This window comes from Streptomyces radicis (assembly GCF_003626575.1).
In the GTDB taxonomy this organism is placed as follows: domain Bacteria; phylum Actinomycetota; class Actinomycetes; order Streptomycetales; family Streptomycetaceae; genus Streptomyces; species Streptomyces radicis.
In genome coordinates, this window is record NZ_RBDY01000004.1 from 63,777 (window position 1) to 89,479 (window position 25,703).

Sequence of the window (25,703 nt, forward strand, 5' to 3'; positions counted from 1 at the left end):
CACACGACGGTCGAGCGTGAGGGGACCTGGCCCACCGATGGCTGCACCTGACCCACCGGATCGCGAGGCGGCCGACGCGGCGGCGCCCGCGGTCGCGGTGACGGACGCGGACGGCGTCGTCACCGCCTGGTCGCCGGGCGCCGAACGCCTGCTCGGGCACCGGGCCGCCGACGTGATGGGCCGTTCCGTCGCCACGCTCCTGCTGGCCGACCCCGGGGGCGACCTGGGTGGCGACCTCGCCCGCGTCCTGCGCGCCCGCGCGGGCTGGACGGGGTTCGCCGAGGTGCGGCATCGGGAGGGCCACGCGGTGCCGCTGCGGGTGCGCGTGTCGCCCCTGTCGGCCGAGGGTGGGGAGGCCAGGTGGCTGTTCTCCGCGGGCGCCCTGATCCCGGCGCACGGCGGCGAAGGGGTGGCGGACGAGGCGTTGACGGTGCTGCTGCACCGCTCCCCCATGGCCGTCGGCGTGTGGGACACGGAGCTGCGCCTGCTCTGGATGAACGACGCGGCGGCGCGGGCGACCGAACGCAGCCTGCGGGACCAGGTGGGGCGCCCGGTGACGGAGATGCCGGAGGGCTTCGACTCCCCGGGCCTTGTGACGACGATGCGGCGGGTGCTCGACCACGGCGCGCCCGTGATCGACCACGAGTACCCGTGGCGCTCGGCGGACGGGAGGCGCAGCCGGACGTTGTCGGTCTCGTTCTTCCGCCTCGAGGCCGAGGACGGCCGCCCGATGGCCGTGTGCACGGTGGCGGTCGACGTCAGCCGCAGCTGGGCCCGCGAACGGATCCGGCTGCTCGGCGAGGCGAGCACGCGCATCGGCAGCAGCCTGGACGTCATGCGAACGGCGCAGGAGTTGGCGGAGCTGTCCGTCCCGGTCATCGCCGACTATGTCGCGGTGGACCTCGCCGAGGCGGTGCCGGTGCGCGACGAGCCGTTGGGGCGCCTGGACGCCACCGAGGTGAGCGTGCCCGCGTTCCGCCGCGCGGGCGCCGCCTCGATCCACGAGGGGATCCCGGAGTCCCTGTGGGCCAGGGGCGAGGCGGTGTACGTGCCGTCGGCGTCCCCGTTCACCGAGGTCCTGTCCCTGGGGAGGTCGCACTTCGAGCCGCGGATCGACGTCGTGCCCGGCACCTGGTGGGACGCCGACCCGCGGCGGGCGCGCGTCGCGCGCGAGACGGGGATGCACTCGCTGATGATCACGCCGCTCGTGGCCAGGGGCGAGACGCTGGGGATCGCGGTGTTCGTGCGGACGGAGAACCCCCGCCCGTTCGACAAGGACGACCTGGTGCTCGCCGAGGAGCTGGTCCTGCGGGCCGCGCTCGGCCTGGACAACGCGCGCCAGTACACGCGCGAACACGCCACCGCGCTCGCGCTCCAGCGCAACCTGCTGCCGCACGACCTGGGGGGCGCCCCGGCCATCGAGGTGGCGACCCGCTACCTGCCCGCGCACCTGCGCGACGGGGTGGGCGGGGACTGGTTCGACGTGTTCGGCCTGGACGACGACCGGATCGCCCTGGTCGTCGGCGACGTCGTGGGCCACGGCCTGAACGCCGCCGCGACGATGGGCCAACTCCGCACCGCCATCCGCACGTTGGCCTATGTCGGGCTGCCGCCTGGCAAGCTGCTCGGCCGCCTGGACGCGCTCGCGCTGCGGCTCGTCGAGGGGGACTCGGGCTCGGGGCACCCGCAGCCGCTCAACGCCACGTGCGTGTTCGCCGTCTACGACCCGGCGACGCGGCGCTGCACGATGGCGCGCGCCGGCCACCCGCCACCCGCGCTGCTGGCCCCCGACGGCGGGGTCACGCTTCTGGACCTGCCCGCGGGGACGCCGATCGGGGTGGGGATGGGCGCGTTCGACTTCGAGTCGCTCGAGGTCGTCCTGGACGAGGGCGCGGTGCTCGCGCTGTACACCGACGGGCTGGTCGAGACCAGGGACATCGACATCGACACGGGGCTCGACCGCCTGCGCGGGGCGCTCGACCGGACCGGGCAGCCGTTGGACGAGCTGTGCGATGGCGTGATCGACACGATGGTGGGCGACCGGCTGACGGAGGACGACATCGCGCTCCTGCTGGCCCGCGTCCGCCCGTCGGACTGAACGCGCCCCCTGGGCGGGGGGCGCGAGCCCTGGGCGGGGGCGCGTGAGCCGCGGCCGAGGGGCGTGTGGCGTCGGTCAGTCGGCCGATCCTGTGACGTACTCGGCCAGCGCCGCCTCGAACTGCTCGTCCGAGGGGGTCAGGTCACGCTCCCGGTGGGGGGCGTCCTCGGCGAAGACCTCGCTGGTCGAGCAGGTGGGCGCGTCCACGGCCCGGAGCGTGAACGAGCCCAACGAACGCCCCGTGCGGGCCTCGACGACCTCGACGCGGTGGGTGGCGGGGAAGTAGCTCACCGAGTGCCCGCCCACATAGGGGCAGACGCTCACCGGCTCGGGCGAGCCGCGCTCGGACGCGCGCACGCACGCCACCACCTGGACGTCCTCGGGGGCGGGCGCCGGGAGGTCGGGTCCGGCCGTCGCCAGCCGGGCCAGACCCCCGTCCCCGAACAGGGCGACGGGGTGCGGGCCTTGCGGCTCATAGGGCGCGGCCGCGCCGTGCCGCCCGTCGTCCGCGCAGACCGGCGCCAGGTCGCGCAACGCCGACGGCGGCTGCTCGCCGCGCAGGAGATCGGCGCCCCAGGGGGCCACCACGACGGCCACGACCGCCGCGAGCCACGCGCCGACCGCGGCGACCACGGCCGCCTGCCTGAGCAGCGCGAAACGAACAGGGCGACCCCGGCGGAGAGCGCTCTCCAATGCTCGGGCCCCGGCCTCGGGGAACACCTCGCGCGTCCCCCCGCCCTCCCTCAACTCCTCCCAGGACAGCGCCACATACCCCTGACCTCGGGAGCGGACGACGACCCCGCCCTCGCACACCGCGTACCAGCGCCGCCCCGAAGGCCCTGGGACGGGCCCGAGGAGGACCCACAGGCCGGGCGGCAGGAGCACCGCGACCGACAGCACGAGGCCGAGCCACCCACTCCACGCCGCCAGCCCGGCGGGGAGGGCGACGACCAGGCCCACGAGCAGCCAGACGAAGAACGCCCCGCCGTCGCGCCGTTCCCGGTACACCGCGCGCACGGCCCCGAACCCGGCCTCCCGCGCCCGCCGCCTCAGCCCCGCCGCCCCCGTGCCCGTCCCCCCCGTGCCCGTCCCCCCCGTGCCCGTGCCCGCTGTGCCCGTCCCCGCCGTGCCCGTCCGCGTTCCGCGCATCCGGTCACGGTAACGGCCGACGCCCGGGACCCCTCCCTCGGCGGAGCGTTACAACGGTCGTGTGACGCCACCAACCAGCCACCGGATCACTGCCGTTGCGCTCGCGGGAGCCGCCGCGGTCGCGGTCGCGGGAGCGGGCTGCGATGTCCCGCCGCTGCCCTCGGACGCGGCCGACGGCTCGGACATCGGCGCGTGTTACGACGGCGCGTGCGAAGTCGCCGTCACGGGCCCCACGGACATCCCCGTCGACCCGCACATCACGCCCAACACCTTCCGGATCACCGACACTTCGGGGGACACGGTGACCCTCGTCGAGCACCGCGAGATCGACGTGGTCACCTATGAGATCCCGGCGGGCGACGGGATCGGCGACCGCCGACTCACGTTCGAGGTGCTGGCCGTCGAGGACGGCACGGCCCTCATCCGCCTGAGCCCGGGACCGGCCGCCGCCCACTGAACGCCCGCCCCCGAACGCGCGTTCCACCTCGCCTTGTTGACGGGCCCCGCCGCCGACCATAGGTTGGCGCATCCATCGCACAGCGCCGTGCGCACACAGTCGGGAGACCCCATGCGAAGAAGCACCTGGATCCTGTCCGGAACGGCCGTCGTGCTGGTGGCCGCCTCAGCCGTGACGCGGCTGGTCGTCTATCCGGAGGTGCACCAGGTCCCGTCCGACACGGACAACACCTTCGCGTACACCGGCACGGCCTCGCTGCTGAACGCCGCCGCCATCGAGTCGGGCGACCTGGCCAACGCCTTCCTCGCCGACATACCGATCAGCCTGGACCGACGTGTCCAGGTCGTGGAGACGGACGGCGGCACGGCGGTCGTCAGCGACGACGTCGTCGTCACCGGGCCCGACGGGGCCGAGCTGTCCGCCACGAGCCACCGCTGGTCGGTCGACCGCGTCGACCTGGTGAACGCGCCCGCGCCCGACGGCTCAGAGGCCGAGGAGCACCAAGGTCTCGTCATTTCTTGGCCGTTGGACCCGGAGGAGCGGGACTACACGTTCTGGGACCCGACGACCGCCACCGAGGTGCCCGCGGTGTACGACCGCACCGAGGACGTCGAGGGCCGCGACGCGTACGTGTATGTGATCGAGGCCGCGGGCGAGTTGGGCGACCCGGCGATCGCCGAGGGCCTGCCCGACGCGTTGCCGAGGGATGTCGTGGCGAGCCTCGCCGAGACCCTGCCCGCCGAACAGCTGCCGGATCCGGCCCTGTTGGGCGCGTTGCCCGACCCGGTGCCGCTGACGTACGCGGCCACGACGCAGCGCGTGGCCTGGGTGGACTCCGAGACGGGCACGGTGCTCAACGGGACGCTCGAGCAGACCATCGTCGCCCAGACCGCGGGCCCCGAGGGCCCGGTGACGCTCGCCCCCGTCAACTCCCTCTCGGTGGAGGGCACCGAGGACGGCATCGCCGAACGGGCCGACGACGCGGAGTCCGCGGCGACCATGCTGTGGCTGGTCCGCACAGTCATCCCGCTGGGGCTCGCGGCGGTGGCCGTGGTGCTGCTCGCGCTGGCCGTCTGGCGGGAGTTGCGCTCCCGCAACCGCCCCGCGGCGGACGACGGCACGCAGGCTCCGGCCCCCGACGAGCCCGCGACCGCCTGAGGCCGCGCCGTTCCGCCAAGGGGGGCCGCGACGCCGGGCCGCGGGTCCCCCGAGGGGCGCTCCCTCGTACGGGGTGGGGCGCTCCCCCCTCGTAAGGGGTGGGGCGGTAGGGGCTGTTGTGCCCCCGGTGCCGCGCGTAGGATCCCGCCTGGGAGTCGCCCGGGAAGCCGTCACGGGGCTCTGGCACATGGGGAGCACATCGGGTGAGCAGCAAATTGACCATGAGGTCCCGTCCGGAACCCCGCCATCCGGATCCGGACGGGCCGGTCAGGATCTCGGTGGAGTTCTCCGACGGATCGGGTCCCGCCCGGACGGTCGCCTACCCGGAGCGCGAGCTGCCGCAGGGCGGCCTACCCGCGTACCTGGCCGCCCGCCGCGATGGGGTCCGTTCGTTCGTCCTGTGGGCCGACGAGCACCGCGGGGAGCGGGTGGCGACCCTGGTGACCACCTCGGCCGCGCGCGGCGTCGCGACCTTCCAGGTGCTGGGCCCGCAGGGCGAGTTGATCGGCACGTTCAAGCGCGAGAAGGCGCTGCGCGGCAGGGGCCTGCGCACCCGCTGGACGGTGACGCCGGTCGGCGGTCCCGAGGCGGTGGGCTTCAAGGGGCGGATCTTCTGGTGGTGCGTGTGGTGGCCGTTCTGGCCGGTGCAGGTGCCGATCGTCCTGCTCGGCATGCTCGAGAACGGCGGTCCTGAGGTCGCGCGCGCACCCCGGCGCATCATCTGGCGCGCGGGCGGGCGGGCCAGGCTGGAGTTCAGGTCAAGGGGCAACCGGCTGATCCTGCACGCGCCGGAGACGGACTGGCGCCTGGGGGCCGCCCTGGTGGCCCTGCTGCGCGCCTTCGACGGCTGGGCGGGCCAGCCGTGGGACGCCAGGAAGAACTGACCGCTCCGCGGGGCCGACCCCGCAAGCCCGATGGCGCGGCGGCCACTTCGGCGCCGCAGCGGGGTTGAGCCGATGGGTGCGGGCTCGGGGGTGCGCTGATGCCCGCCGGGGGGCGGGAGAGCGCTCTCCGGTCCATCAGGCTGGCGGGGAGAGCGCTCTCCATCCCGGGCAACAACCTGCAGGGAGAGCGCTCTCCACCCCCGGGCAACCAACTGACGGGGAGAGCGCTCTCCGCCCTCCAGCGGCAACCATCAACGTGCCGGTGGAGCGCTCTCCCCCAGATCCGCGACCCACCACCCAGTCGATGGAGAGCGCTCCACCGCAGGAGAGCGCTCCCGGAGAGCGCTCTCCGCACCCCCCGCCCCCCACCCGCTTGTCCGTCCCGCGCACCCGGTCGTAGGGTCGCCCTCATGTCCCTGCGCATACGGATGCGAGCCGCCCTGCCTGAGGCCATGCGGGCCCGCGACAAGGCGGCGGTGAGCGCTCTCCGAGCCACGCTCGCCGCGGTGGAGAACGCCGAAGCGGTGCCGCTCGACGGGGCAGGGCCGGTGAGCGGGGCCATCGAGGACGCGCCCGTCGGGGTGGGCGCCACCGAGGCCGCGCGGCGCGAGCTGAGCGAGGGCGACGTGGCGGACATCGTGCGGGCCGAGGCGGCCGAACGGCTCGACGCCGCCGCCGGGTTGACGGGGCACGCCGACCGCGCCGCGCGGCTCCGCGCGGAGGCGGCCGTGCTGCTCGCGCTCCTCGAAGGCGTCGCCCCGGAGCCGGTCACACGCCCAGGTCCGCCGTCGCCCTGAGGACCGCTTCGCGCAGCGCGGCGGCGCGCGCCCGGTCGTTCTCGCCCGAGGAGAGCCCGGCCCACTCCTCGGCTGCCACGCGCAGGGCGCCGTTGAGCATGACGGCCTTGATCCGCGGCAGGGGGTCGTCCGGGTCGGCGCCGGTGCGTTCGGCGATGATCCGGGTGAGCACCGGCTCGGCGTCGTGGTGCACGCGCAGCCAGACGGCCCGCAGCCCGGGCTCGTCGGCGAGCATCCGCAGCAGCTGCCGCGCCGAGGTGTCCGCGTTCCGTTCGGCCTCGGTCGGCCCGCCCCACTCGACGCCCTCGCCGAGCGGGCGGTCGGCGGGCCAGTCGCGCAGGCGCCGCGCCACGGCGTCGAGCCCCGCGGCGAACCTGGTCGCGGAGGGGGTGGACGCGCCGGTCGCGGTGCGGTTCGACCGGGGCGGGGTGCTGCTGGTGCTGTCGCGTGGCCCGGCGGGTCGGGTCACCCGGATCGATCCGGGCGCCGGGCGGCGTTCGGTGGTGACGACGGGGATCGTGGGGCTCGACAACGCCGCGTTCGACGCCGAGAACCGGATGTTCGTGTCCAGTTACGCCGGTGGTGGCATCGCGGAGACGCGCGAGGACGGGCGGACGCGGGTGGTGGTGCCGCGGGGGTTCGGCGGGCCTTTCGGGGTCACCGTCGACCTCGGTGGCCGGGTGCTGGCGGCCGATCACTACCGGGTCGCCGAGCCGGGCCCCGGGTGCCCGCCCCGCCCCTGCCGTTCGCGGGGCTGGCCCTCGCGGCCGACGGGGCGCCGCTGGTGTCGGCGAACGGCGAGGGGAGCGTGCTGCGGCTGGCCCCGCCCGGCGGCTGAGCGGGCGCGGGCGGCTGAACGGGCGGGGTGCCGGGGGGGTTCACCAGCCGTCGGCGTCGCGCACGTCGTCGATGAAGGCGTTGGCCTCGGCGCCCTCGTCGACGAGGTCGGGGAGGAGGTCGGTCGAGGCGAGCAGCGCCGTGCCCTTCCCCTCGCGCCCTCGCCACTCCTCGGCGAGGGCGCGCCTGCGGTCCTCGGGCTGGTCCTCGAGCCAGCAGCGGTTCTCCGGGCTGAGCTGCCTGAGCAGGTGGGCGAGCGGGTCGGCGGCCATGGGCGTTCCTCCGGGTGGGCGGGTCGCGTGGACATCCCCACCCTGCGTCAGGGCCCCAACGCCCGGGCGCGGCACGGCGAACGCCTCACCCACCCGGCCGTCGCGGCCGTGGGGGTCACCTCTAGCATGGGCGTCCCGTTTCACCGTGGAGGGGAGCCATGGCCTTACCCGAATCGCACTTCACCACCGCCCACCCCGCACGCGTGTACGACTTCTATCTGGGTGGGAAGACCAACTACCAGGTGGACAGGGACGCCGGTGAGCAGGTGCTCGCGGTGTGGCCCGGGGCGCAGCAGGCCGCGCAGGTGAACCGGGCGTTCATGCACCGGGCCGTGCGGCTGCTGTGTGAGCGGGGGATACGGCAGTTCCTCGACATAGGGACCGGCATCCCGACCGAGCCGAATCTCCACCAGGTCGCCCAGGAGGTCGATCCCGCGGCCCGCACCGTCTATGTCGACAAGGACCCGCTGGTCCTGGTGCACGCCGACGCGCTGATGCGCAGCGCGCCCGAGGGGCGGACCGCCTATCTCCAGGCGGATGTGACGACGGACGTCGACCGGATCGTGGCCGGGGCGGCGGAGACGCTCGACCTCGACGAGCCGGTCGCCCTTTCGCTGATCGCGCTGCTCCACTTCGTGCCGGACGAGCAGGGCGCGTACGGGATGGTGCGGCGGCTGCTCGACGCGCTGTCTCCTGGGTCGGCGCTCGTTCTGACCCATGGCACCGGGGACTTCGACCCCGCGGTGATGGAGCGGGTCGCGCAGATCTACCGCGGCAGCGGGATCGGGGCGCAGGCCCGCTCGCGGGAGGAGCTGGCCGCGTTCTTCGACGGGCTCGATCTGGTGCCGCCGGGGATCGAGGTGCCGCACCGCTGGCGGCCCGACCCCGCGCGTGTCCGGCCGCGCTCGGAGGAGTACGACGCCCAGGTCGCGATGTGGGCGGCCGTGGGCATCAAGCGCTGAACGCCGCCGGGCACCGCTGAACGCCGCCCGGCGGGCGCCCGGCGGCGTGGCCGCTCGGTCGCCGCTCGGTTGCGGCGGCGGAGGGGCAAAGTTATACAGATCACATGAAATGGGCCCCGTCCTGGTTCAAGGTGCCCAGGCGTGGCTCGTCGCCTACGTGGCTCGGCAGGTTGATCCCGCGCAGCGTCGCCGGGCAGACGCTCGCCGTGGCGCTGACGGTGTTGTTGCTGCTCATGGGCGCGACCGCGGTGGTGCTTGTGCTGGACTCGCGCCGCGACAGCGAGGAGGACGCCAGGGGCAGGGCCAAGGCCGTGGCGGGGACGTTCGCGCAGTCGCCCGACGTCCTGCGCGGCCTGGAGTCCGCCGATCCGCCGGAGGTGCTCCAGCCGCTGGCCGAGGGGGTGCGGCGGCGGGTCGATGTGGACTATGTGGTGGTCACCGATCCCGAGGGCGTCCGCTTCTCGCACCCTGACCCGAAGTTCATCGGCAAGCGCGTGGACCAGTCGCTGTCCCCGGCCACGAAGGGCAGGGCGTTCACCGACCGCGTGCCCGGCTCGTCGATCGGCGCGCCGTCGATCCGCGCCGCCGTGCCGGTCAAGGACGACAGCGGCTCCGTGGTGGGCATCGTCAGCGTCGGCGTGACCCAGCCCAACGTGCAGCACGACGTCAGCCGCGAGCTGCCCCTGATCGCCGGGGTGACGGCACTCGGCCTGCTGATCGCATCGGGCGCCGTGGCGCTGTTGAGCCGGCGGCTGCGGCGGCAGACGCACGGGCTCGGCACCGCGGAGCTCACCCGGCTGTACGAGCACCACGACGCGGTGCTGCACTCGGTCAGGGAGGGCATCCTGCTGGCCGACCACGACGGCTTTCTCATCCTGGCCAACGACGAGGCGCGGCGGCTGCTCGACCTGGCCGAGGGGGCCGAGGGGGCCGAGGGGCGGCATGTCACCGATCTGGGTCTCGGCGCCGAGATCACCGCGCTGCTGGCGTCGGGGCGCGAGGCGACCGACGAGGTGATCGAGGTGGGTGGCCGACCGCTCGCGGTCAACCAGCGCCCCACGAGGGGCCATGGCAAGCGCCTCGGCACGGTGGTGACGCTCAGGGACACCACGGAGCTGCGGGCGCTCGCGGGCGTGGCGGAGGAGGCGCAGCACCGTCTCAGGCTGCTGTACGACGCCAGCGCGGCGATGGGCACCAGCCTGGATGTGCGCCGTACGGCCCAGGAGTTGGTCGAGGTCACCGTGGGCAGGCTCGCCGACGCGGTCGCGGTCGACCTCCAGGAGTCCGTCATGACGGGTGAGGAGCCCGCCCGCGCGCCCGACCGCATGGAGCGGGTGGCGCAGAGCACCGCGGCGGGCCAGGACGTGGAGCTGCCGCCGCCGCCCGACGAGGCGGCCAGGCGCGCCCTCGCCTCGGGGCCGACGGAGGGCGCGGAGGGGCGCGCGCTGTGTGTGCCGCTGCGGGTGAGTGGCGTGCTGCTGGGGCAGCTCTCGCTCGTGCGGGCGCCGAACGCGCCGCCGTTCGCCGCCGAGGACCGCTCCCTCGCCCAGGAGCTTGCCGTGCACGCGGCCGCCTCGATCGACAACGGGCGCCGCTACTCGCGCGAGCACGCCACCGCGCTGGCCCTTCAGCGCAGCCTGCTGCCCAGCGCGGTGCCCGAGCAGAGCGCGGTGGAGGCCGCCTACCGCTACCTGCCGGCGACCGAGGGGGCGGGCGGGGCGGGGGGCGACTGGTTCGACATCATCCCGCTCTCCAGCGCCCGGGTCGCCCTGGTGGTGGGCGACGTGGTGGGGCACGGCCTCGACGCCTCGGCGACCATGGGCCGCCTGCGCACCGCGGTCCACAATCTCTCCTCCCTCGACCTGCCGCCCGACCAGCTGCTCGCCAACCTCGACGACCTGGTCCGGCGCCTCGACCAGGAGTCCGACCTGGGCGCGCAGGGCGGGGGGATCGCCGGGGCCACGTGCCTGTACGCGATCCACGACCCGGTCTCCGCGCGGTGCTCGCTGGCCAGGGCGGGGCATCTGGCGCCCGCGGTGATCAGGGCGGGTGGCGCGGTGGAGTTCATCGAGGTGCCCGCGGGGCCTCCGCTGGGGCTCGGCGGGTTCCCGTTCGAGGCGGTGGACATCCCGCTGCGCCGCGGCGACCGGCTCGTCCTGTACACCGACGGGTTGATCGCGGCGCGCGGGCAGGACCCCGATGTGGGGCTCGCACGGCTCGAACGCGCCCTGGACCAGGCGGGGTCGGCGTCCCCTGAGGAGATCTGCCGGATCGTGATGGACCAGGTGCTGCCCGAGCGGCCCACGGACGACGTGGCGCTGCTGGTCGCGCGCGCGAACGAGCTGAGCGAGGACGACGTGGCCAGCTGGGACCTGCCCAAGGATCCGGCCGTGGTCGCGGACATGCGGACCGCGGTCACGCGTCGGCTGACCGAATGGGGCCTCGAGGAGGCGGCGTTCACCACCGAGCTGGTCGTCAGCGAGCTGCTCGGCAACGCCATCCGCCATGCCTCGGGGCCCATCAGGGTGCGGCTCCTGCGCAATCGCGCGCTGGTGTGCGAGGTCGCGGACGGCAGCACCACCGCGCCGCACCTGCGCAGTGCCAAGGCCAACGACGAGGGTGGCCGCGGCCTGTTCCTGGTCGCCCAGGCCGTGAGTGGCTGGGGCACGCGCTACATCGAGGGCGGCAAGATCATCTGGACCGAGCAGCCCCTGCCGACGCCGCCGGAAACCCCCTGACCCCTTCGGGCGGGGCGCCGTGCCGACTACTCGGTGCCGAGGTCGGCGATCAGCCGGTCCCTGGCGGCGTGGAGGTGGAAGAGGAGGGCGTTCTCGGCGCCCTTGGCGTTGCCCGCGTCGATCGCGGCCGGGATCGCGGCGTGCTCGCGCTCGATGTCGCCGGGGTGCGTCGCGCGGTGGGCGCGGGCCTGGCCCATGGTCAGCTGCACCTCGCCCATGATGAGCTCGGGCATGGGGCCGAGGCGGCTGCTGCCCGTCGCCGCCACGAGCGCCGGGTGGAACATGATGTCCGACTCGACCCGCGCGGGGAAGTCGAGCTGCTGGGCGGCCCGTCCGATCAGCCGTCGCGCCTCGAGAGCGCCGTCGGGGACGGGCGCGCGGCCCTCGGCGAGCGTTCGCCCGCGCGCTGCCGGTCCTGGCGGCGATGGCCTCGACCGTGGTCCGGGTCGGCCCGGCCGGTGCCGGTCAACTCGTCAAGGCCGCCAACCAGTTGATCGTCGGCGGCACCATCCAGCTGGTCGCCGAGGCGATCGTGCTGCTCGAGGCGTCGGGCGACCCGGTGTCGGGCCGCCACGCGCTGCCGCCATCTTCCCGCTCCGCCAGCGGCAGTTCGTCCAGGGCATCGCGAGCACGGGCCCGCGCTGAGCCGTCACCCGGCGCGGGTCACGGGTCGGCGATGACGTCCTCGTGGTTGTGCACCAGCAGCCAGCGCTCCCCGTGGCGGCGCCACACGCTGGTGTTCCGCACCGTGCGCGCCGCGGCGGGGGCGGGGGGCTCGATGGTGAGCACGTGGCGCAGCAGGGCGGTGGCGCCCCACACGGTGATCAGGGGCGCCTCGGCCCGCAGCCTGGGCAGCAGGTCGGGCGCGGTCGCCGGGCGGCGGGCCCTGATGGCGGCCAACGCCTCGAGCCCGACGGCCAGTTCGGGCTCGTCGGTGTCCCACAGGGTGGCGTCGGCGTGCAGGTGGCGGTCGATCCTGGCGGTGTCGCCGTCCTGGGCTCCGGCGTAGATGTCGAGCATGGCGTGCCAGATGGCCTTCTCGTCGGCGCTCACGCGTCGGGCTCCTCGGTCGGGTGCAGGCGGGCCCGCCCGTAGTCCGCGATGTGCCGCTCGCCCAGGTAGTGGTGGGCGGTCAGCACGGTCGCGTCGCGCTGCCTGCGCTGCAACGGGCTGTCGAGCCTGACGCCCGACGAGCCGACGAGGCGCAGGCACGCGTCGACGGTGTCGCGGGCGACCTCGGTCGCGTGGGCGAGCGCCGCGCGGGTGCGGGCGGCGGCGACGGGGGCGAGGGCGCGGCCGCGCACGGTGTCGTCCCACGCGTCGGCGAGGGTGCGCAGCGCGAGCGCCTCGGCCGCCTCGCACGCCACCAGGGCGCGGGCGTGGGCGCGTCGGACGTGGTCGGTCGCGGCGAGCGTGGCGTCGGTCGCCAGGCGGCGGGTGGTGCGGGCGCGTTCCTCGAACTCCTCGACCGCGCCCCTGGCGTTGCCCAGGGCGACGGCGCAGAAGAGGCCCGAGGTGTAGGCGGGCGCGGCGAAGCGGCCGAGCGGGCCCGGCCTGTGGGCGGGGGCGGCCGCGTCGTCGAGCGGGCGGCACAGGGCGGCGGGCACCCGGACGGGCCCGGCGAGGCGGAACGTGCCCGAGGCGGTGGCGCGCAGGCCGATCGCCTGCCAGTCGTCGTTCACGTGGAACGCCGCGCGCTCCACGGTCAGCAGCAGCTCGCGCCCGGTGTCGTCGCGCGCGCCCACGGTGATCCAGTCCGCGTCGCGCGCGGCGGATCCCCACTGCCAGCGGCCCTCGGTCAGGATCACGCCGCCGCCCGCGCCGTCCGCCGTGGCCAGGCCGCCGACCCGCCGGGTGCCCGCGACCAGGACGGGGCCGCGGCCCCAGATCTTGTGCGCGGCCTCGGGCGGGAGGCTCCACGCGGTCAGCGCGGCGGACGCGGACACCGCGGCGTACCAGGCGGTGGAGGCGTCGGCGGCGGCGAGCGCGGCGACGCGGGCGAACGACGCGACGGGGTCGGTCTCGGGGCCGCCGTAGGCGGCGGGCACGGGCAGCGAGATCACATCGGAGCGCAGCAGGGCCGCGCGCACGGGCTCGGGAAGCCGCGCGGTCCTGTCGGCCTCGGCGGCGTGGCGGCGCGCGAGGTCGTGCAGGTCGGCGTCGGGGTGCGGGGCGTTCGGCGCGGGCGGGGCGTTCGGCGGGGGCGGGGCGTTCATCGGGCGGCTCCGCGCCCCGCACGGTCCGCCGGGCGTGGCAGGCCGAGGTGGTCGCGCAGGGTGGTGCCGTCGTAGTCGTTCCTGAACAGGCCGCGGCGGCGCAGCAGCGGCACGACCTCGGTGGTGAAGTCGGTGACGCTCCCGGGGACGGTGGTGGGCTGGAGGACGAAGCCGTCGCAGGCCCGACCGGTGAACCAGCGCTCGATCTCGTCGGCGATCTGCTCGGGGGTGCCGACCAGTTGGAGATGTCCTGAACGGCCCACGCGCGCGTGGTGGTCGAGCAGCCGCGCCACGGTGGTGGGGCGCTCGGTCAGGCGGCGGTGCAGCAGCCCGTACCAGCTCTGGGGGCCGAGGAGCGTCTCGGGGGCCGCGATCTCGTCGGCGTGGACGAGGTCGTCGGGGGCGCGCGCGGACAGGTCGACGCCGAGCAGGGCGGACAGCTCGTCGGCCAGGGCGCCGCTGCCGCCGTCGAGCTCGCGCAGCTCGGCGGCCTTGCGGCGGGCCTCCTGCTCGGTGCCGCCGACGACGGCGAACAGCCCTGGCAGCACGGCGAGTTCGCGCGGGTCGCGGCCCGCGGCGGCGACGCGGCGCCCGATGTCGGCGTGGAAGGCGCGCGCGGTGTCGAGGTCGTGCTGGACGGCGAACAGCACCTCGGCGTAGCCGGGCGCCACCGCGAGGCCGTCGCGTGACTGGCCCGCGTGGGCCAGGACGGGGTGGCCCTGCGGGGGCCTCGGCACATTGAGCGGGCCCGCCACGTCGAAGAACGCGCCGTGGTGGTCGGCGGGGTGGATGCGGGAGGCGCGGGTGAGCTCGCCCGCGGCGCGGTCGACGACCGCGGCGTCGTCGTCCCAGCTGTCCCACAGCGCGCGCAGCACGGCGACGAACTCGGCGGCGCGGCGGTAGCGCACGGCGTGGTCGGGGTGGGGCGCGGCGCCGAAGTTCCCGGCCGAGCGCGGATCGGCGGTGGTGACGACGTTCCACCCGGCGCGCCCGCCGCTGAGGTGGTCGAGGGAGGCGAGCAGCCTGGCGAGGTTGTAGGGCTCGTAGTAGGTGGTGGAGACGGTCGCGACCAGGCCGATGGCCTCGGTGAGCGGGGCCAACGCGCTGAGCACCGTGAGGGGTTCGAGCGGCTGGTCGAGGTGGTCCCAGGGGTCGGCGTAGAGGGAGACGGCGTCGGCCATGAACACCGCGTCGAAACGGGCGTCCTCGGCCGCGCGCGCGAGCTGGAGGTAGGGCGCGAGGGTGGTGGCCCGGTCCACGGGGCTGTCGGGGGCGCGCCAGGCCGCGCGGTGGTAGCCGCCGGGCCGCAGCAGCAGCATGAGGTGGAGCTGGCGAACGCTCATGGGCGGGCCTCTCTCGGATCGGCGTCTGTCGGCGCGGCGTCTGTCGGGTCGGTCCCGGCGGCGGTCCCGGCGGCGGTCCTGGCCGCCGTCCTGGTGGCCGTCCTGGTGGCCGCCGACTCGTCGCCCACCGCGTTGGCGGCGACGGTGAACAGGGCGAGCAGGGCGCCGGGGGCCAGGGCGGCCCAGGGGTTGAGGCCGATGATGTCGCGGTTCTCGGAGATCATCAGGCCCCAGTCGGCGGTGGGGGGGTGCAGCCCGAGGCCGAGGAAGTTGAGCCCGGCGACGACGATGACGGAGGAGCGCAGGCGCAGCCCCGCGTCGGCCAGGATCACCGGGCGGATGGTGGGCAGGACGTCGAACCCGACGACGCGCACGGCGGACTCCCCCCTGGCCCGGGCCGCCTCGACGAAGGCGCGGCTCCCGGCCTCCAGGGTCGCGGTGCGCACCAGCCGGGTGAGCGCGGGGAGTTGGGTGAGCACGACGCACAGCAGCAGGACCCCGCCCGAGCCGCCGAGGCCCGCGACGAGCAGCAGGGCGAGCAGCAGCCCCGGCAGCGCGAGCAGGACGTCCGCCGCGCGGACCGTCACGGCGTCGACCCAGCCGCCCCGGTACCCGGCGACGACGCCGAGCGGCACCCCGACGAGATAGAGCGCGAGCGTGCCGCCGACGCTGACGCCCAGCGTGGTCAACCCGCCGTGCAGCGTCCGGCTGAACACGTCGCGGCCCAGCTGGTCGGCGCCCAACCACAGCCCGGGGCCCGGGAGTTGGCCGACGTCGGCGACGGGCTCGTCGAGCGGGTGGGGCGCGAGCAGCGGCCCCGCGACGGCCAGGGCGAGCAGCGCCACGAGGGTGAGCGCGCCCGCGAGGCCCCAGCCGCGGGTGAGGGAGCGCGGCACCCCGATCCGTCGCAGCGTGGTCCTTCTCACCGTGACGCCTCCGTCCTGAGTCGGGGAACGAGCCGGATGACGGCGAGGTCGGCGAGCGTGTTGATCGCCCAGTACAGGACGGCGAGCACGGTCGCGATCACACACGTCTGCTGCACGTCGTTGACGCTGATGCCGCGGACCAGCAGGCCGCCGATGCCGGGGAACGCGAAGACCGCCTCGACCACGATGACGCCGCCGAAGAGGTAGCGGGCGACCTCGGCGAACGCCTGCACGGCGGGGGCCAGGGCGTTGCGCAGGACGTAGCGGCGCAGCACGGTGGCCTCGGGGACGCCGTTGAGCCTGGCCCAGTCGACATACGGCTCGGCGAGCACCTCGACGGCGGCGGCGCGCACGAGCCGGAAGCCGGTCGCCACGCACAGCACGAGCAGGGTGGTGACGGGCATGACGAGGGCGAGCGGGTCGTCGAGCGGCGTCCGCCCCTCCGGCACGGCGGCCAGGGGCGGCAGCCAGTCGAGCGCGTCGAAGAAGACGCTGATCAGCACGGTGGCGACGAGGAATTCGGGGAACGCGGCGGCCGCGATGGTGCCGCCGGAGAGCAGCCGGTCGACCGTGCCGCCGACGCGCGACGCGGCCACCCCGGCGAGCACCAGGCACAGCGGCACGAACAGCGCGAACGTGATCGCCGCGAGCACGGCGGTGTTGCGCAGCGGGGTGCCGATGACGTCGGCGACCGGGAGGACGTTGCCCTGGGCGAGGGCGGCGGAGGAGTTGCCCAGGTCGCCGGTGAGGAGGCCGCCGATGAAGTCGAGGTAGCGGCGGTGCGGCGGCTCGTCGAGGCCGAGGTCGGCGCGGACGCTCGCGACCAGCTCGGGCGTGGCGTTGGCGCCGAGGACGGCGTGGGCGATGTCGCCGGGCAGGACGTTGGTGGCCAGGAAGACGAGGGTGGCGGCCAGCAGCAGGGTGAACGCGCCTCCCGCGAGCCTGGCGAGCAGGAAGCGGGCGAGCGGCGGGAGTTGAGGGCGGGCGGTCACGCGCGGCTCCCCTCGGCCCGGGCCGCGGCCTCGGCGAGCGCGTCGCCGAGCCCTGGCGCGGCGGCGAGCAGGCGGCGGGTGTGGTCGTCGCGTGGCGCGGTGAGGACGGCGGCGGTGGGCCCGGTCTCGACGATCAGGCCGCGTTCGAGCACCGCGACCCGGTCGGCGATCCGGCCGACGACGCCGAGGTCGTGGGTGACGAACAGCAGGCTCACTCCGGTGGTGGCGCGCAGCTCGTCGAGCAGGGCGAGAACGGCGGCCTGCACGGAGACGTCGAGGGCCGAGGTGATCTCGTCGCACAGCAGGACCCGGGGCCCGGCCGCCAACGCGCGGGCCAGCGCGACGCGTTGCTGCTGCCCGCCGGACAGCTCGCCGGGGAGTCTGGTGGCCAGGGCGGGCTCCAGGTGCACCTGGTCGAGCAACGCGGCGACGCGGCGGGCGCGTTCGCGTGGCGGGAGCCCGGCGGGGCCGCGCAGCGGGCGGGCCACGGCATCGCCGACGCGCTGGTACGGGTTGAGCGCCTGCGCGGGGTTCTGGAACACCAGCTGGATCGCGCGGAGTTGGGCGGGGTCGCGGTGGCGGGCCGCGGCGGCGAGCGGGACGCCTTCGAGCGTGACGGCTCCCGCGGTCGGCCGGTGCAGCCCGGCGAGGGCGCGCAGCACGGTGGTCTTGCCCGAGCCCGACTCGCCGACCAGGGCGAGGCATTCGCCCGCGGCGAGCGTGAGGTCGATCCCCTCGGCCGCGACGACGCGCTCGCGGCGGCCCGAACGGTGGTGCGCGGTCAGCCCGTTGACCTGGAGCAGCGGTGGCGCCGTGGCCGGGGCGGCCTTGGCGCGGGGCGCGGCGGGGCGCGCGGGGTCGAGGACCGCGTCGACGAGGGCGCGGGTGGCGGGCCTGGCAGGGGCGCCGAGCACGGCGGCCACGGGCCCGCTCTCCAGGAGCCTTCCCTCCTTCAACACGGCGACGTCGTCGACGAGTCGGGCCACCACGGCGAGGTCGTGGCCGATGTGCACGAGCGTCGTGCCGCGCTCCTCGCGCAGCCGCCGCAGCTGGGCGAGCAGCCCGGCCGCGGTGATCACGTCGAGCCCGGTGGTGGGCTCGTCCAGGACCACGACGGCGGGGCGGGCGGCCAGGGCCATGCCGATCGCGAGCCGCTGCTGCTGGCCGCCGGAGAGCTGGTGGGGATAGCGCCGCTGGAACGCGCGGGTGGCGGGCAGCCGCACCGACTCCAGCAGCTCATCGGCGGTGGCGGGCCCGTCGCCCGCCGGGTCGAGCAGGGAGCGCGCCAGGTCGCGCACCCGCATCGAGGGGTTGAGGGAACGCCCCGGGTTCTGCGGCACATAGGAGATGACGCGGCCCCGCAGCGGGCGCGGGTCGGCGCCCGCCGCGGCGTCGAGCACGGGCCGCCCCGCGACGGTGACGCGGCCCGCGGCCAGGCGCGTTCCGGCGTTGAGGTGGCCGAGCAGCGCGAGCGCGGTGGTCGTCTTGCCTGAGCCCGACTCGCCGACGACGCCGAGGGCGCCGCCCGCGGGGACGGTGAGGTGGAGGTCGCGCACCAGCGGCCGCCCGCCCGCGTCGGTGACCGTGAGGCCCGTGACGTGGACGGCGGGCGGCGCGCCGGTCAACTCGCCAGCCATGCCCGCGAGTAGTCGTAGTTGTTGGTCGACCCCGAGGCGTCGGTGGTCACGCCGCGGACGGCGGGGGCGTAGCCGTCGACGTAGTTGCGGTTGGCGAAGACGATGTAGCCGCCCTCGTCGAACTGCTGCCGCTGCACCGCGCGCCACTTCTCCTCAGCCGCGGCCTCGTCGAGCTCGCCCATGGCGTCGGCGAGCAGGTCGCGGCCGCGCTCGGCGGGCCAGTGGGTCTCGCTGTTGCGCGCGTCGCCGCCGAGCGCGGTGGCGTAGAAGTAGGTGAGGGAGGCCGAGCCCGCCCACGAGGCCATGTTGAGCGGCTCGTTCGCGCGCTGGGCGTCCCACTGGCCGGGGTCGATCTTGCGGACGGAGATCTCGACGCCGCCCTCCGCGGCCTGCTGGGCGAAGAGGGTGGCGGCCTCGACGAAGCCGACGCGCCCGGTGTTGGTGGCCAGGGTCAGCCGCAGCCCCTCGTGGCCCGCCTCGCGCAGCAGGCTCCTGGCGCGCTCGACGTCCCGCTCGCGGGTCAGGTCCTCGGCGTAGTGGGGCAGGGTCTTGCCGACCAGGTCGTTGCCGACCGTGCCGTATCCGGCGAGCGTCTGGCTCACCATCGCGGGCCGGTCGACCAGGAGCTTGAGCGCCTGGCGCACGCGCACGTCGTCGAACGGCGGCTGGTCGACCTGCATCACGAACGCCTGGAACGCCATGCCGGGGCTGTTGCCGATCACCACGTCGCCGTCGTCGGCGAGGATCGCGGCCTGGGTGTAGGACAGGTCGCTGACGATGTCGAGGGCGCCCGAGCGCAGGGCGTTGGCGCGGGCCGCGTCGTCGGTGAAGGAGGAGTCGAAGACCAGCTCGTCGACGTGGCGCCCTTCGCCGCCCCAGTGGTCCCGGTGCGCGGTGAAGGTGCTCGAACGGCCCGGCTCGAACGACGCGTACGCGAACGCCCCCGTGCCCACGGGCCGTTCGAAGTCGGTCGCGCCGTCCTGGACGATGAGGGCGTTGAAGTTGGCTGTGAGCGACGGGAATTCGGCCATCGGCCGCAGCAGCGGGATGCGCACGGTGTGGCTGTCGAGCTTGCGCACCCCGGCGAAGTCGATCACGGCCTGCGCGGTCGGGCCGTAGTTGTGGCCCTCGCCCGCCCACAGCCCGAGGGTGTACAGCACGTCGTCCGCGGTGAACGGCCTGCCGTCGTGCCACTCGACGCCGCGGCGCAGCCTGAACACCCAGGAGGCGGCGGTGTCCTCGGCCTCGGCCGACTCGGCGAGCGCGGGCTCGATGCCGCCCGGCACGGTACGGAACAGCGGGTCGTACAGGGCGCGGATGCGTGGCCAGTCGGGCCAGGCGGACGCCTTGGCCGGGTCGAGCACCTCGGCGGAGCCGCCGCTGAGGACGCCGACGCGCAGCGTGCCGCCGCGCACCGGGGTGCCGGTGGTGGGCGGGCCCGGGTGCGGGGTGGGCGCGGCGGGGGCCGCGTCGGATGAGCCCGAGGTCCCCTCGCTGCACGCGGCGAGCAGGGCACCGGCGCCGATGGCGCCGAGACCGGCGAGGAAGGAGCGGCGGGCGAACGGTGCGGGCACGGGGGGTGTCATGGTGCATCGACCCTTTTCTGCCGGGGCGTTGGGAGTTTCCGCCGGGGCCTCGGGAGGGCGCGGCGGGGGCGCGGGGATTCACCGCGCGGGGCCGTTGGTCCCGGGGAACGGGACGGGACGGCGGTGGGGAGGGGACGCGGGGGTCAGGAACGACGCGGGGACGCGGGACCGGCGGGACACAGCCCGCCGCGGATCCGCATGTGGTCCACCACCCGGCGCCTGGCCAGCACGCGGCGACACCGCGGGCTGCGCACCGGGCCGGTCATGTCGTTCTCCCAGCAGATCAACGGAATTCGGGATACACCAGAGGGTGTGCGTGGACGCTATAGCGCTAACGTATCCATTGTCAACGGTCGGTGTTCGCTGTGGGGGTGGGTGCGGGTACGCTACGGGTCCAGACGGCAGCGCGGTCCGACGCCGCGCGGCGGCAGGGCGGCAGAGAGGCGGAGACCGTGGCCGGCGACCCCCGGACCGACACGTACGCGGGCGAGGCGCCGGTGACGCCGGGGCCGAGGAGCGGCGCGCGGGACACCTCGGCCGAGCAGTACTTCCGGCTGCGGCACGAGCTGATGATGGGTCGTTACCCTCCGGGGACGCTCCTTCAGGAGACCGCGCTCAGCGCCGCGTACGGCATCTCCCGCACCCCCGTGCGCGACGCGCTCGCCCGCCTCGAGCAGGACGGGCTGCTGCGCAGGGCGCCGCGCGGATACCGCGTCAGGGAGCGCACGCCCGAGGAGGTCCTCGACGTCTACGAGGCGCGGATCGTGCTGGAGAGCCACGCCGCCGCGGTGGCCGCCATCCGGCACACCCCGCTCGACCTGGCCAGGCTGCGGCAGATCGTCTCCGAGGCGGCCGACACCACGGACGGCGACCAACTGTGGCGCTGCGACACCGACTTCCACGCCGCCCTGCGGCAGGCCGCGCACAACAGCACCATCGCGGAGACGCTCTACCGGCTCGACGCCCAGATGACCGTGCACGGCCCCTACCGGCAGCGCCGCTCCGACCTGGCCGCCGTCACCCTGGCCGAGCACGAGGGGATCGTGGCGGCCGTCGCGGCCCGCGACCAGGATCTCGCCAGGAGCCGCCTCACCGAGCACCTCACCCGGGTCAGGGATCTGCGCGTCACGGCGCTGCTCGGCGGGGAGTGAACGCGCCGCCCATGGCGGCCTTGTCCTGCTGCTCGACGGCGACGACTCCCGCGCGTGCGATCAACGGGGCGGCCGGTGACGCCCCCGCCGTAGGGTGAGGGAATGAGCTTCAGGATCGCCGTGCCCCTGGTCGCCGCGCCGATGGCGGGTGGCGTCTCGACTCCCGAGCTCGTGGCGGCGGTGAGCGGCGCGGGCGGGCTCGGGTTCCTCGCCGCCGGGTACCGGACGGCGGGCGCGATGGTCGAGCAGATCGGGCGGACCAGGCGGCTGACGGACCGCCCGTTCGGCGTCAACATCTTCGTCCCCGGGCCGCCCGCCGACCTGGCCGCGGTGGCCGCCTACCGCAGGCGGCTGCTGCCCGAGGCCGAGGCGTGGAACGTCACGCTGCCCTCCGCGATCCAGCCGGACCGCGACGACTGGGAGGCCAAGCTCGTGACGCTGATCGCCGATCCGGTGCCGTATGTCTCCTACACGTTCGGCCTGCCCACCCGGGCGGAGGCCGACGCCGTGCGCGCCGCGGGCAGCGTGCAGATCGGCACCGTCACCACACCCGAAGAGGCGCGCGCCGCCGCCGCGCTCGGCCTCGACGCGCTCACCGTGCAGGGGCCCGAGGCCGGTGGCCACCGCGCCACCCACCGGGCGGACGAGGAGCCCGGCACCCTGCCGCTGCTCCCGCTCATCGCCGCCGTGCGTGAGGTGACCGGGCTGCCGCTCATCGCCGCTGGCGGCCTCGCGGACGGCGAGGGGATCGCCGCCGCGCTGCGGGCGGGCGCGGACGCCGTCCAGCTCGGCACCGCCTATCTGCGCACCGACGAGTCCGGCGCGTCCGATGCGCACCGCCGCGCGCTGCGGGAGTTCGGCGCGACCACCGTCACCCGCGCGTTCACCGGGCGCCCGGCGCGCGGGCTGCGGAACGCGTTCATCGACCGCCACCAGGCCCACGCGCCCGCCGCCTACCCCGAGGTGCACCACCTCACCGCGCCCCTGCGGGCCGCCGCCGCCAGGCGCGGCGACCCCGAGGGGATGCACCTGTGGGCGGGCACGGGCCACCGCCTCGCCCGCACGGGATCCGCGGCCGAGCTGACCCGCGCGCTGTGGCGGGAGGCCAGCACCTTCACGCCGTGAGGGTGGTGACCGCGGCGAAGAGGTAGAGGCAGCCGCCGACCGCGACCGCGGCGCCCGCGACCGCCGGGGTCCAGGCCGCGGCCGCCGCGGCGAGCCGCGCGTTCCGCACCCGACCGGCGAGCAGGCCGCGGCCGCGCACCGTCAGCACCCCGACGCCGGTCAGCGTGACGGCCATGCCGAGGCCGAACATCAGGACGAGGATCACGGCGTTCAGGGAACGGCCCGTCAGCATGCCGCTCACCAGCACCAGGAACGCGGAAGGCGAGGGGAGCAGGCCCCCCGAGACCGCGAGCGCGGTGAGGCCGCGGCGCGACCAGGGGTTCTCGGGAAGGTCATGGCTGTGCCCGTGGCCGTGGCCATGACTGTGGCCGTGCCCATGGTCGTGCCCGTGATGGGCGTGCGCGTGGCTGTGCCGGTGGCCGCGGGCGCGCACATGGCGGTGGACGAGGTGGGCGCCGACGGCGATGACCACGAGCCCCGCGGCGACCTGCATCCACGCGGTGACGATCTCGGTGGCGAAGCCTCCGGCCCCCGTCACCCCCACCCACGCGCTGGCCAGCAGCAGCACCGACACGGTGTGCATCGTCGCGACGATCAGGCCGAGCCGCAGGGCGTCGCGGTAACGCCCCCGCACGCCGACCAGATAGGCCGCGGTGATGCTCTTGCCATGGCCTGGGGCGACCGCGTGCGCGGCGCCGACGCCGAGCGCCACGGCCGCCGCGAGCCAGAACGCGGCCCTGCCGTCGAAGAGGGCGACCAGCTCGGCGTCGGGCCCGTTGACCTCGTTCATGCCGCCCGCCCCCGCGCGGCGCGGCGGCGCCCGACGGCCAGCAGGACGACGACCCCCGCCACGATGGCCAGGGCGAAGCCCGCGACCCCGAGGGCCGCGGTGTTGCCGAGGATCCCGGCGTACCAGGAGAAGTCGAGGCGCTGCGTGGTGTCCGTCGCGGTGAGCATCGTCCGCCTCGGGTTCGCGGGCGACTCGGCGGAGAGCACGGTGCGGTACGCCTCGTTGAGATCGGCCAGCGCCCCGACCGTCACATCCACCTGGTCGACGTCGCGGGGGCACTCGTAGCTCAGCCGCGCGCCGTTGGCGAGAAGCCCTTCGAGGGACGCCACCTCGCCCGCGCACCTGGCGCCGTCCTGGGTGATGTAGATCCGGTCGAGCAGGTACGCCCGCAGGTCGGGCGAGCGTTGCAGCTTCTGCTCGCCGGTCAGCGAGGTCGAGACCGTGTCGAGCGCGGGGTCCTCGAACGCGCCGACCGCCTGGCCGAGCGCCACCCAGTCGTCCTCGGCGGCGCGCCAGGTGATCGTCGCGCGCGAGCCGTCGGCGCTGATCGTGGCGGTGGAAGGGGGGCCGAACGGGTGCGCCGCCGCGGCGGGGGCGGGCCCCGCGGCGGTCCACAGGGTGGCGGCGCACAGGGCGGCGGCGCAGGCGGCGAGCACGGCTCGCACGCGGATACGGATGGTCACGGTGTGGCGTTCTCCCGGAGTCGTGCCACCGGGGGCGGTGCCGCGCGGGGAAGCCCACGCGGCACCGCACCCCGGTGCCGACTACCTCTCGATGGTGAGCGACGGGCTGGTGATCCGCTGGTTCTCGCTGGTCAGGTAGACCTCGTACGTCGTGCCGGGGCGCGACGACGGGGGAACGCGGAAGCCGTGGGTCACACGGCCGATCTCGTCCGCCCTGACCACGCCGACGACCGAGCCGCCGTCCTCGTCGCCCTCGCGGCGGTAGGTGACCGTGACGCGCTCGCCCGGGTCGTAGCCGAACGCCGACACCTCGAGCGTCTGGCCGCGCCGCACGGTCGTGTCATCGACCGTGACCTGCTCGCCGACGGTGTTCTCCGGCGTGCGGATCTCGTTGACGGTGCGCTCGCCCTCGTCGTTCTTGCGGATGAGGAAGCCGTCATGGTGCTCGCCGTTGGCGTAGCGCGCCTCGTAGCGGATCGTGTCCTCGTCGACGTCGATCAGCTGGTAGAGCTGCGCGTCCTGGCCGCTGGAGAGGACCTCGGCGCCGTTGTCGGTCCAGTTCTCGCCGCCGTTGAGGTCGTACATCTTGCCGCCGGACACGGAGACGGCGTAGGTGACGCCGTTGTGCACGGTGACGGACTCGCGGGCGTCGGTGCGGTTGCCGCGGCCGTAGGAGTGGTCGTGGCCCTGGAGCACCAGGTCGACGCCGTACTCCTCGAACAGCGGGCCCCACTGGGCTCGGACGTTGGGGTTGTTGCGCGTGCCGGTCGTGGAGTAGACGGGGTGGTGGAAGGTGACCACGGTCCACTTGTTGGGGTTGTCGCGCAGCAGGCCCTCGAGCCACTCGGTCTGGGCGGCCATCACCTCCGCGTTGTTCTGGAGGTTGGAGTCCAGGCCGATGAAGCGGACGCCCTGGTAGTCCACGGTGTACGCGGTCTGCTGGGTCTCCGCGTTGCCGGGGCCGTTGTCCGGGTAGGGGAACTGCGGCCGCCAGAACTGCGACAGCCGACCGCTGCTGTACTCGTGGTTGCCGGGCACCGAGAAGTTGTTGACCTGGGCGTCGACAAAGCCGTCGGCCTGGTGCCACTGGCCCCACTCCTCCTCGGAGTTGGGCGAGTTGACAAGGTCACCGGCGTTGACGATCATCCGCGCCTCAGGGCGTTCGGCGAACGCCTGGCGGAAGACGCGCGGGACGGCGGAGTCGATGTAGTTCTGCGCGTCGCCGTAGTAGATGAACGAGAACGGCTCGGGGCCCTCGGCCGCGGTGGTGAAGTCGACCCACTCGCTCCAGTTGACGCCGTCGCCCACCCGGTAGCTGTAACGGGTGTCGGGCGCCAGGTCCGTGAAGCTGACCGTGTGGTAGGTCGAGGCGTAGCCGAGGTCGGTGTTGACCGGCGTGGTCGCCCCGGCCATGACGGTGGAGACCGCGCCCTCCTCGGGCTGCACGTCGCCGAGGGCGCGCGGGGCCTCGAGGATCTGGGCCTGCGCGGAGCCGTTGGGCGCGTCCGCCCGCCACGTCACGTTCTGGCTGGTCGCCGGCGCGGTGGTCGGGGTCAGCATGATGCGGTCGGGCACCGGGGACGGGCGGTGGATGTCCGCGGCCGGGTACTCGGTCGGTGCGGTCGGCGAGTCACTGAAGGCGATGGGGCTGGCCAGCAGGCCGCTGGCCACCAGCGTCGCCGTGCCGAGCACGGCGACCTTGGAACGGGTGGATCGGGTGACCCAGACCCTGGAAATTGCGCTCACTTGAACTAGAACCCCTCACGGGCGTTGAAGCACGGTCATCCTCGGGCACCGGCGCCGGAGGCGACTGGATTCAGCCAGGGCCGATGGAACGGTTTGCCGTTCTTTGTTGGCCGATCGGTGAACACTTCCGTATGAGGTGTGTTCCGCGTGGCGAGC

24 protein-coding genes and 1 pseudogene are annotated in these 25,703 nt (G+C 75.0%); 10 read left to right on the plus strand and 15 right to left on the minus strand.

All coding sequences use genetic code 11. The features are described 5' to 3' along the window. Positions 1-37: 37 nt before the first annotated feature. On the plus strand, positions 38-2,098 hold the full coding sequence (locus D7318_RS07905; protein ID WP_183091314.1) for a SpoIIE family protein phosphatase: 2,061 nt from the start codon (positions 38-40) through the stop codon (positions 2,096-2,098). A 75-nt stretch (positions 2,099-2,173) separates the two neighbouring features. Here D7318_RS07905 and D7318_RS07910 read toward each other — a convergent pair whose 3' ends face one another. Continuing rightward, positions 2,174-3,247: a hypothetical protein gene (locus tag D7318_RS07910; RefSeq protein ID WP_120696168.1), complete on the minus strand. Its 1,074-nt coding sequence runs from the start codon at positions 3,245-3,247 to the stop codon at positions 2,174-2,176. A 61-nt stretch (positions 3,248-3,308) separates the two neighbouring features. On the opposite strand from D7318_RS07910, the gene D7318_RS07915 reads away from it, so the two are divergent. The 4 genes from D7318_RS07915 to D7318_RS07930 all read left to right on the plus strand — a co-directional run bounded on the left by D7318_RS07915 (position 3,309) and on the right by D7318_RS07930 (position 6,543). After that, complete coding sequence (locus D7318_RS07915; protein ID WP_120696169.1) at positions 3,309-3,704, plus strand: hypothetical protein; 396 nt, start codon at positions 3,309-3,311, stop codon at positions 3,702-3,704. 111 nt (positions 3,705-3,815) lie between these two features. Next, a complete protein-coding gene (locus tag D7318_RS07920; RefSeq protein WP_120696170.1) occupies positions 3,816-4,862 on the plus strand; it encodes a porin PorA family protein in 1,047 nt (348 codons plus the stop codon). A 221-nt stretch (positions 4,863-5,083) separates the two neighbouring features. Then, a complete protein-coding gene (locus tag D7318_RS07925) occupies positions 5,084-5,746 on the plus strand; it encodes a hypothetical protein (RefSeq protein ID WP_120696171.1) in 663 nt (220 codons plus the stop codon). 452 nt (positions 5,747-6,198) lie between these two features. Continuing rightward, the gene (locus D7318_RS07930) at positions 6,199-6,543 is read left to right on the plus strand and encodes a GatB/YqeY domain-containing protein (protein ID WP_120696172.1); all 345 of its coding nucleotides are present in this window, start codon (positions 6,199-6,201) and stop codon (positions 6,541-6,543) included. Here D7318_RS07930 and D7318_RS32400 read toward each other — a convergent pair. Then, positions 6,515-7,012: an acyl-CoA-like ligand-binding transcription factor gene (locus tag D7318_RS32400; RefSeq protein ID WP_147437642.1), complete on the minus strand. Its 498-nt coding sequence runs from the start codon at positions 7,010-7,012 to the stop codon at positions 6,515-6,517. The two genes, D7318_RS07930 and D7318_RS32400, sit on opposite strands and share 29 nt — an antisense overlap. Between D7318_RS32400 and D7318_RS34895 the strand changes: the two are divergent. After that, positions 6,918-7,277 (plus strand): annotated as a pseudogene (locus D7318_RS34895) (hypothetical protein); the annotation flags it as partial. The gene D7318_RS32400 and the pseudogene D7318_RS34895 overlap by 95 nt on opposite strands. Before the next feature lie 144 nt (positions 7,278-7,421). On the opposite strand, the gene D7318_RS07940 reads toward D7318_RS34895, so the two are convergent. Next, complete coding sequence (locus tag D7318_RS07940; RefSeq protein ID WP_120696173.1) at positions 7,422-7,652, minus strand: hypothetical protein; 231 nt, start codon at positions 7,650-7,652, stop codon at positions 7,422-7,424. A 158-nt stretch (positions 7,653-7,810) separates the two neighbouring features. On the opposite strand from D7318_RS07940, the gene D7318_RS07945 reads away from it, so the two are divergent. Beyond that, positions 7,811-8,614, plus strand: coding sequence for an SAM-dependent methyltransferase (locus D7318_RS07945; protein WP_120696174.1), 804 nt, complete (start codon positions 7,811-7,813; stop codon positions 8,612-8,614). Positions 8,615-8,718: 104 nt separating this feature from the next. After that, complete coding sequence (locus tag D7318_RS07950; protein ID WP_120696175.1) at positions 8,719-11,352, plus strand: SpoIIE family protein phosphatase; 2,634 nt, start codon at positions 8,719-8,721, stop codon at positions 11,350-11,352. A 26-nt stretch (positions 11,353-11,378) separates the two neighbouring features. Here D7318_RS07950 and D7318_RS07955 read toward each other — a convergent pair whose 3' ends face one another. The 9 genes from D7318_RS07955 to D7318_RS07995 form a co-directional block, all read right to left on the minus strand. Next, a complete protein-coding gene (locus D7318_RS07955; protein ID WP_120696176.1) occupies positions 11,379-11,693 on the minus strand; it encodes an FCD domain-containing protein in 315 nt (104 codons plus the stop codon). After that, positions 11,690-11,926 (minus strand): hypothetical protein, encoded by a 237-nt coding sequence (locus D7318_RS34900; RefSeq protein WP_183091315.1) that lies wholly within the window; start codon positions 11,924-11,926, stop codon positions 11,690-11,692. Before D7318_RS34900 ends, D7318_RS07955 begins: the two co-directional genes overlap by 4 nt. 89 nt (positions 11,927-12,015) lie before the next feature. Further along, complete coding sequence (locus D7318_RS07965) at positions 12,016-12,405, minus strand: nuclear transport factor 2 family protein (protein WP_120696177.1); 390 nt, start codon at positions 12,403-12,405, stop codon at positions 12,016-12,018. After that, on the minus strand, positions 12,402-13,568 hold the full coding sequence (locus D7318_RS07970; protein ID WP_120696178.1) for an acyl-CoA dehydrogenase family protein: 1,167 nt from the start codon (positions 13,566-13,568) through the stop codon (positions 12,402-12,404). The genes D7318_RS07965 and D7318_RS07970 overlap by 4 nt, the downstream gene beginning before the upstream one ends. Further along, complete coding sequence (locus tag D7318_RS07975) at positions 13,565-14,911, minus strand: NtaA/DmoA family FMN-dependent monooxygenase (protein WP_220729556.1); 1,347 nt, start codon at positions 14,909-14,911, stop codon at positions 13,565-13,567. The genes D7318_RS07970 and D7318_RS07975 overlap by 4 nt, the downstream gene beginning before the upstream one ends. Next, entirely contained in the window at positions 14,908-15,837 is a 930-nt protein-coding gene (locus D7318_RS07980; RefSeq protein WP_183091316.1) for an ABC transporter permease, read from the minus strand. Before D7318_RS07980 ends, D7318_RS07975 begins: the two co-directional genes overlap by 4 nt. After that, the gene (locus D7318_RS07985) at positions 15,834-16,829 is read right to left on the minus strand and encodes an ABC transporter permease (protein WP_120696181.1); all 996 of its coding nucleotides are present in this window, start codon (positions 16,827-16,829) and stop codon (positions 15,834-15,836) included. The genes D7318_RS07980 and D7318_RS07985 overlap by 4 nt, the downstream gene beginning before the upstream one ends. Next, a complete protein-coding gene (locus D7318_RS07990) occupies positions 16,826-18,466 on the minus strand; it encodes an ABC transporter ATP-binding protein (RefSeq protein WP_120696182.1) in 1,641 nt (546 codons plus the stop codon). Before D7318_RS07990 ends, D7318_RS07985 begins: the two co-directional genes overlap by 4 nt. After that, on the minus strand, positions 18,451-20,040 hold the full coding sequence (locus D7318_RS07995; RefSeq protein ID WP_183091317.1) for an ABC transporter substrate-binding protein: 1,590 nt from the start codon (positions 20,038-20,040) through the stop codon (positions 18,451-18,453). Before D7318_RS07995 ends, D7318_RS07990 begins: the two co-directional genes overlap by 16 nt. Before the next feature lie 464 nt (positions 20,041-20,504). Here D7318_RS07995 and D7318_RS08000 point away from each other — a divergent pair, with 464 nt between their 5' ends. Together D7318_RS08000 and D7318_RS08005 are read left to right on the plus strand one after the other, a co-directional pair. After that, the gene (locus tag D7318_RS08000) at positions 20,505-21,203 is read left to right on the plus strand and encodes a GntR family transcriptional regulator (protein WP_120696184.1); all 699 of its coding nucleotides are present in this window, start codon (positions 20,505-20,507) and stop codon (positions 21,201-21,203) included. A gap of 102 nt (positions 21,204-21,305) precedes the next feature. Beyond that, positions 21,306-22,328, plus strand: a complete 1,023-nt coding sequence (locus D7318_RS08005; protein WP_120696185.1) for a nitronate monooxygenase — start codon at positions 21,306-21,308, stop codon at positions 22,326-22,328. On the opposite strand, the gene D7318_RS08010 is transcribed toward D7318_RS08005, so the two are convergent. The 3 genes from D7318_RS08010 to D7318_RS08020 all read right to left on the minus strand — a co-directional run bounded on the left by D7318_RS08010 (position 22,318) and on the right by D7318_RS08020 (position 25,547). Then, positions 22,318-23,118: a HoxN/HupN/NixA family nickel/cobalt transporter gene (locus D7318_RS08010; RefSeq protein WP_120696186.1), complete on the minus strand. Its 801-nt coding sequence runs from the start codon at positions 23,116-23,118 to the stop codon at positions 22,318-22,320. The two genes, D7318_RS08005 and D7318_RS08010, sit on opposite strands and share 11 nt — an antisense overlap. Then, complete coding sequence (locus D7318_RS08015; RefSeq protein WP_120696187.1) at positions 23,115-23,801, minus strand: hypothetical protein; 687 nt, start codon at positions 23,799-23,801, stop codon at positions 23,115-23,117. The genes D7318_RS08010 and D7318_RS08015 overlap by 4 nt, the downstream gene beginning before the upstream one ends. 81 nt (positions 23,802-23,882) lie before the next feature. Further along, positions 23,883-25,547, minus strand: coding sequence for a purple acid phosphatase family protein (locus D7318_RS08020; protein ID WP_230423504.1), 1,665 nt, complete (start codon positions 25,545-25,547; stop codon positions 23,883-23,885). Positions 25,548-25,703 lie beyond the last annotated feature (156 nt).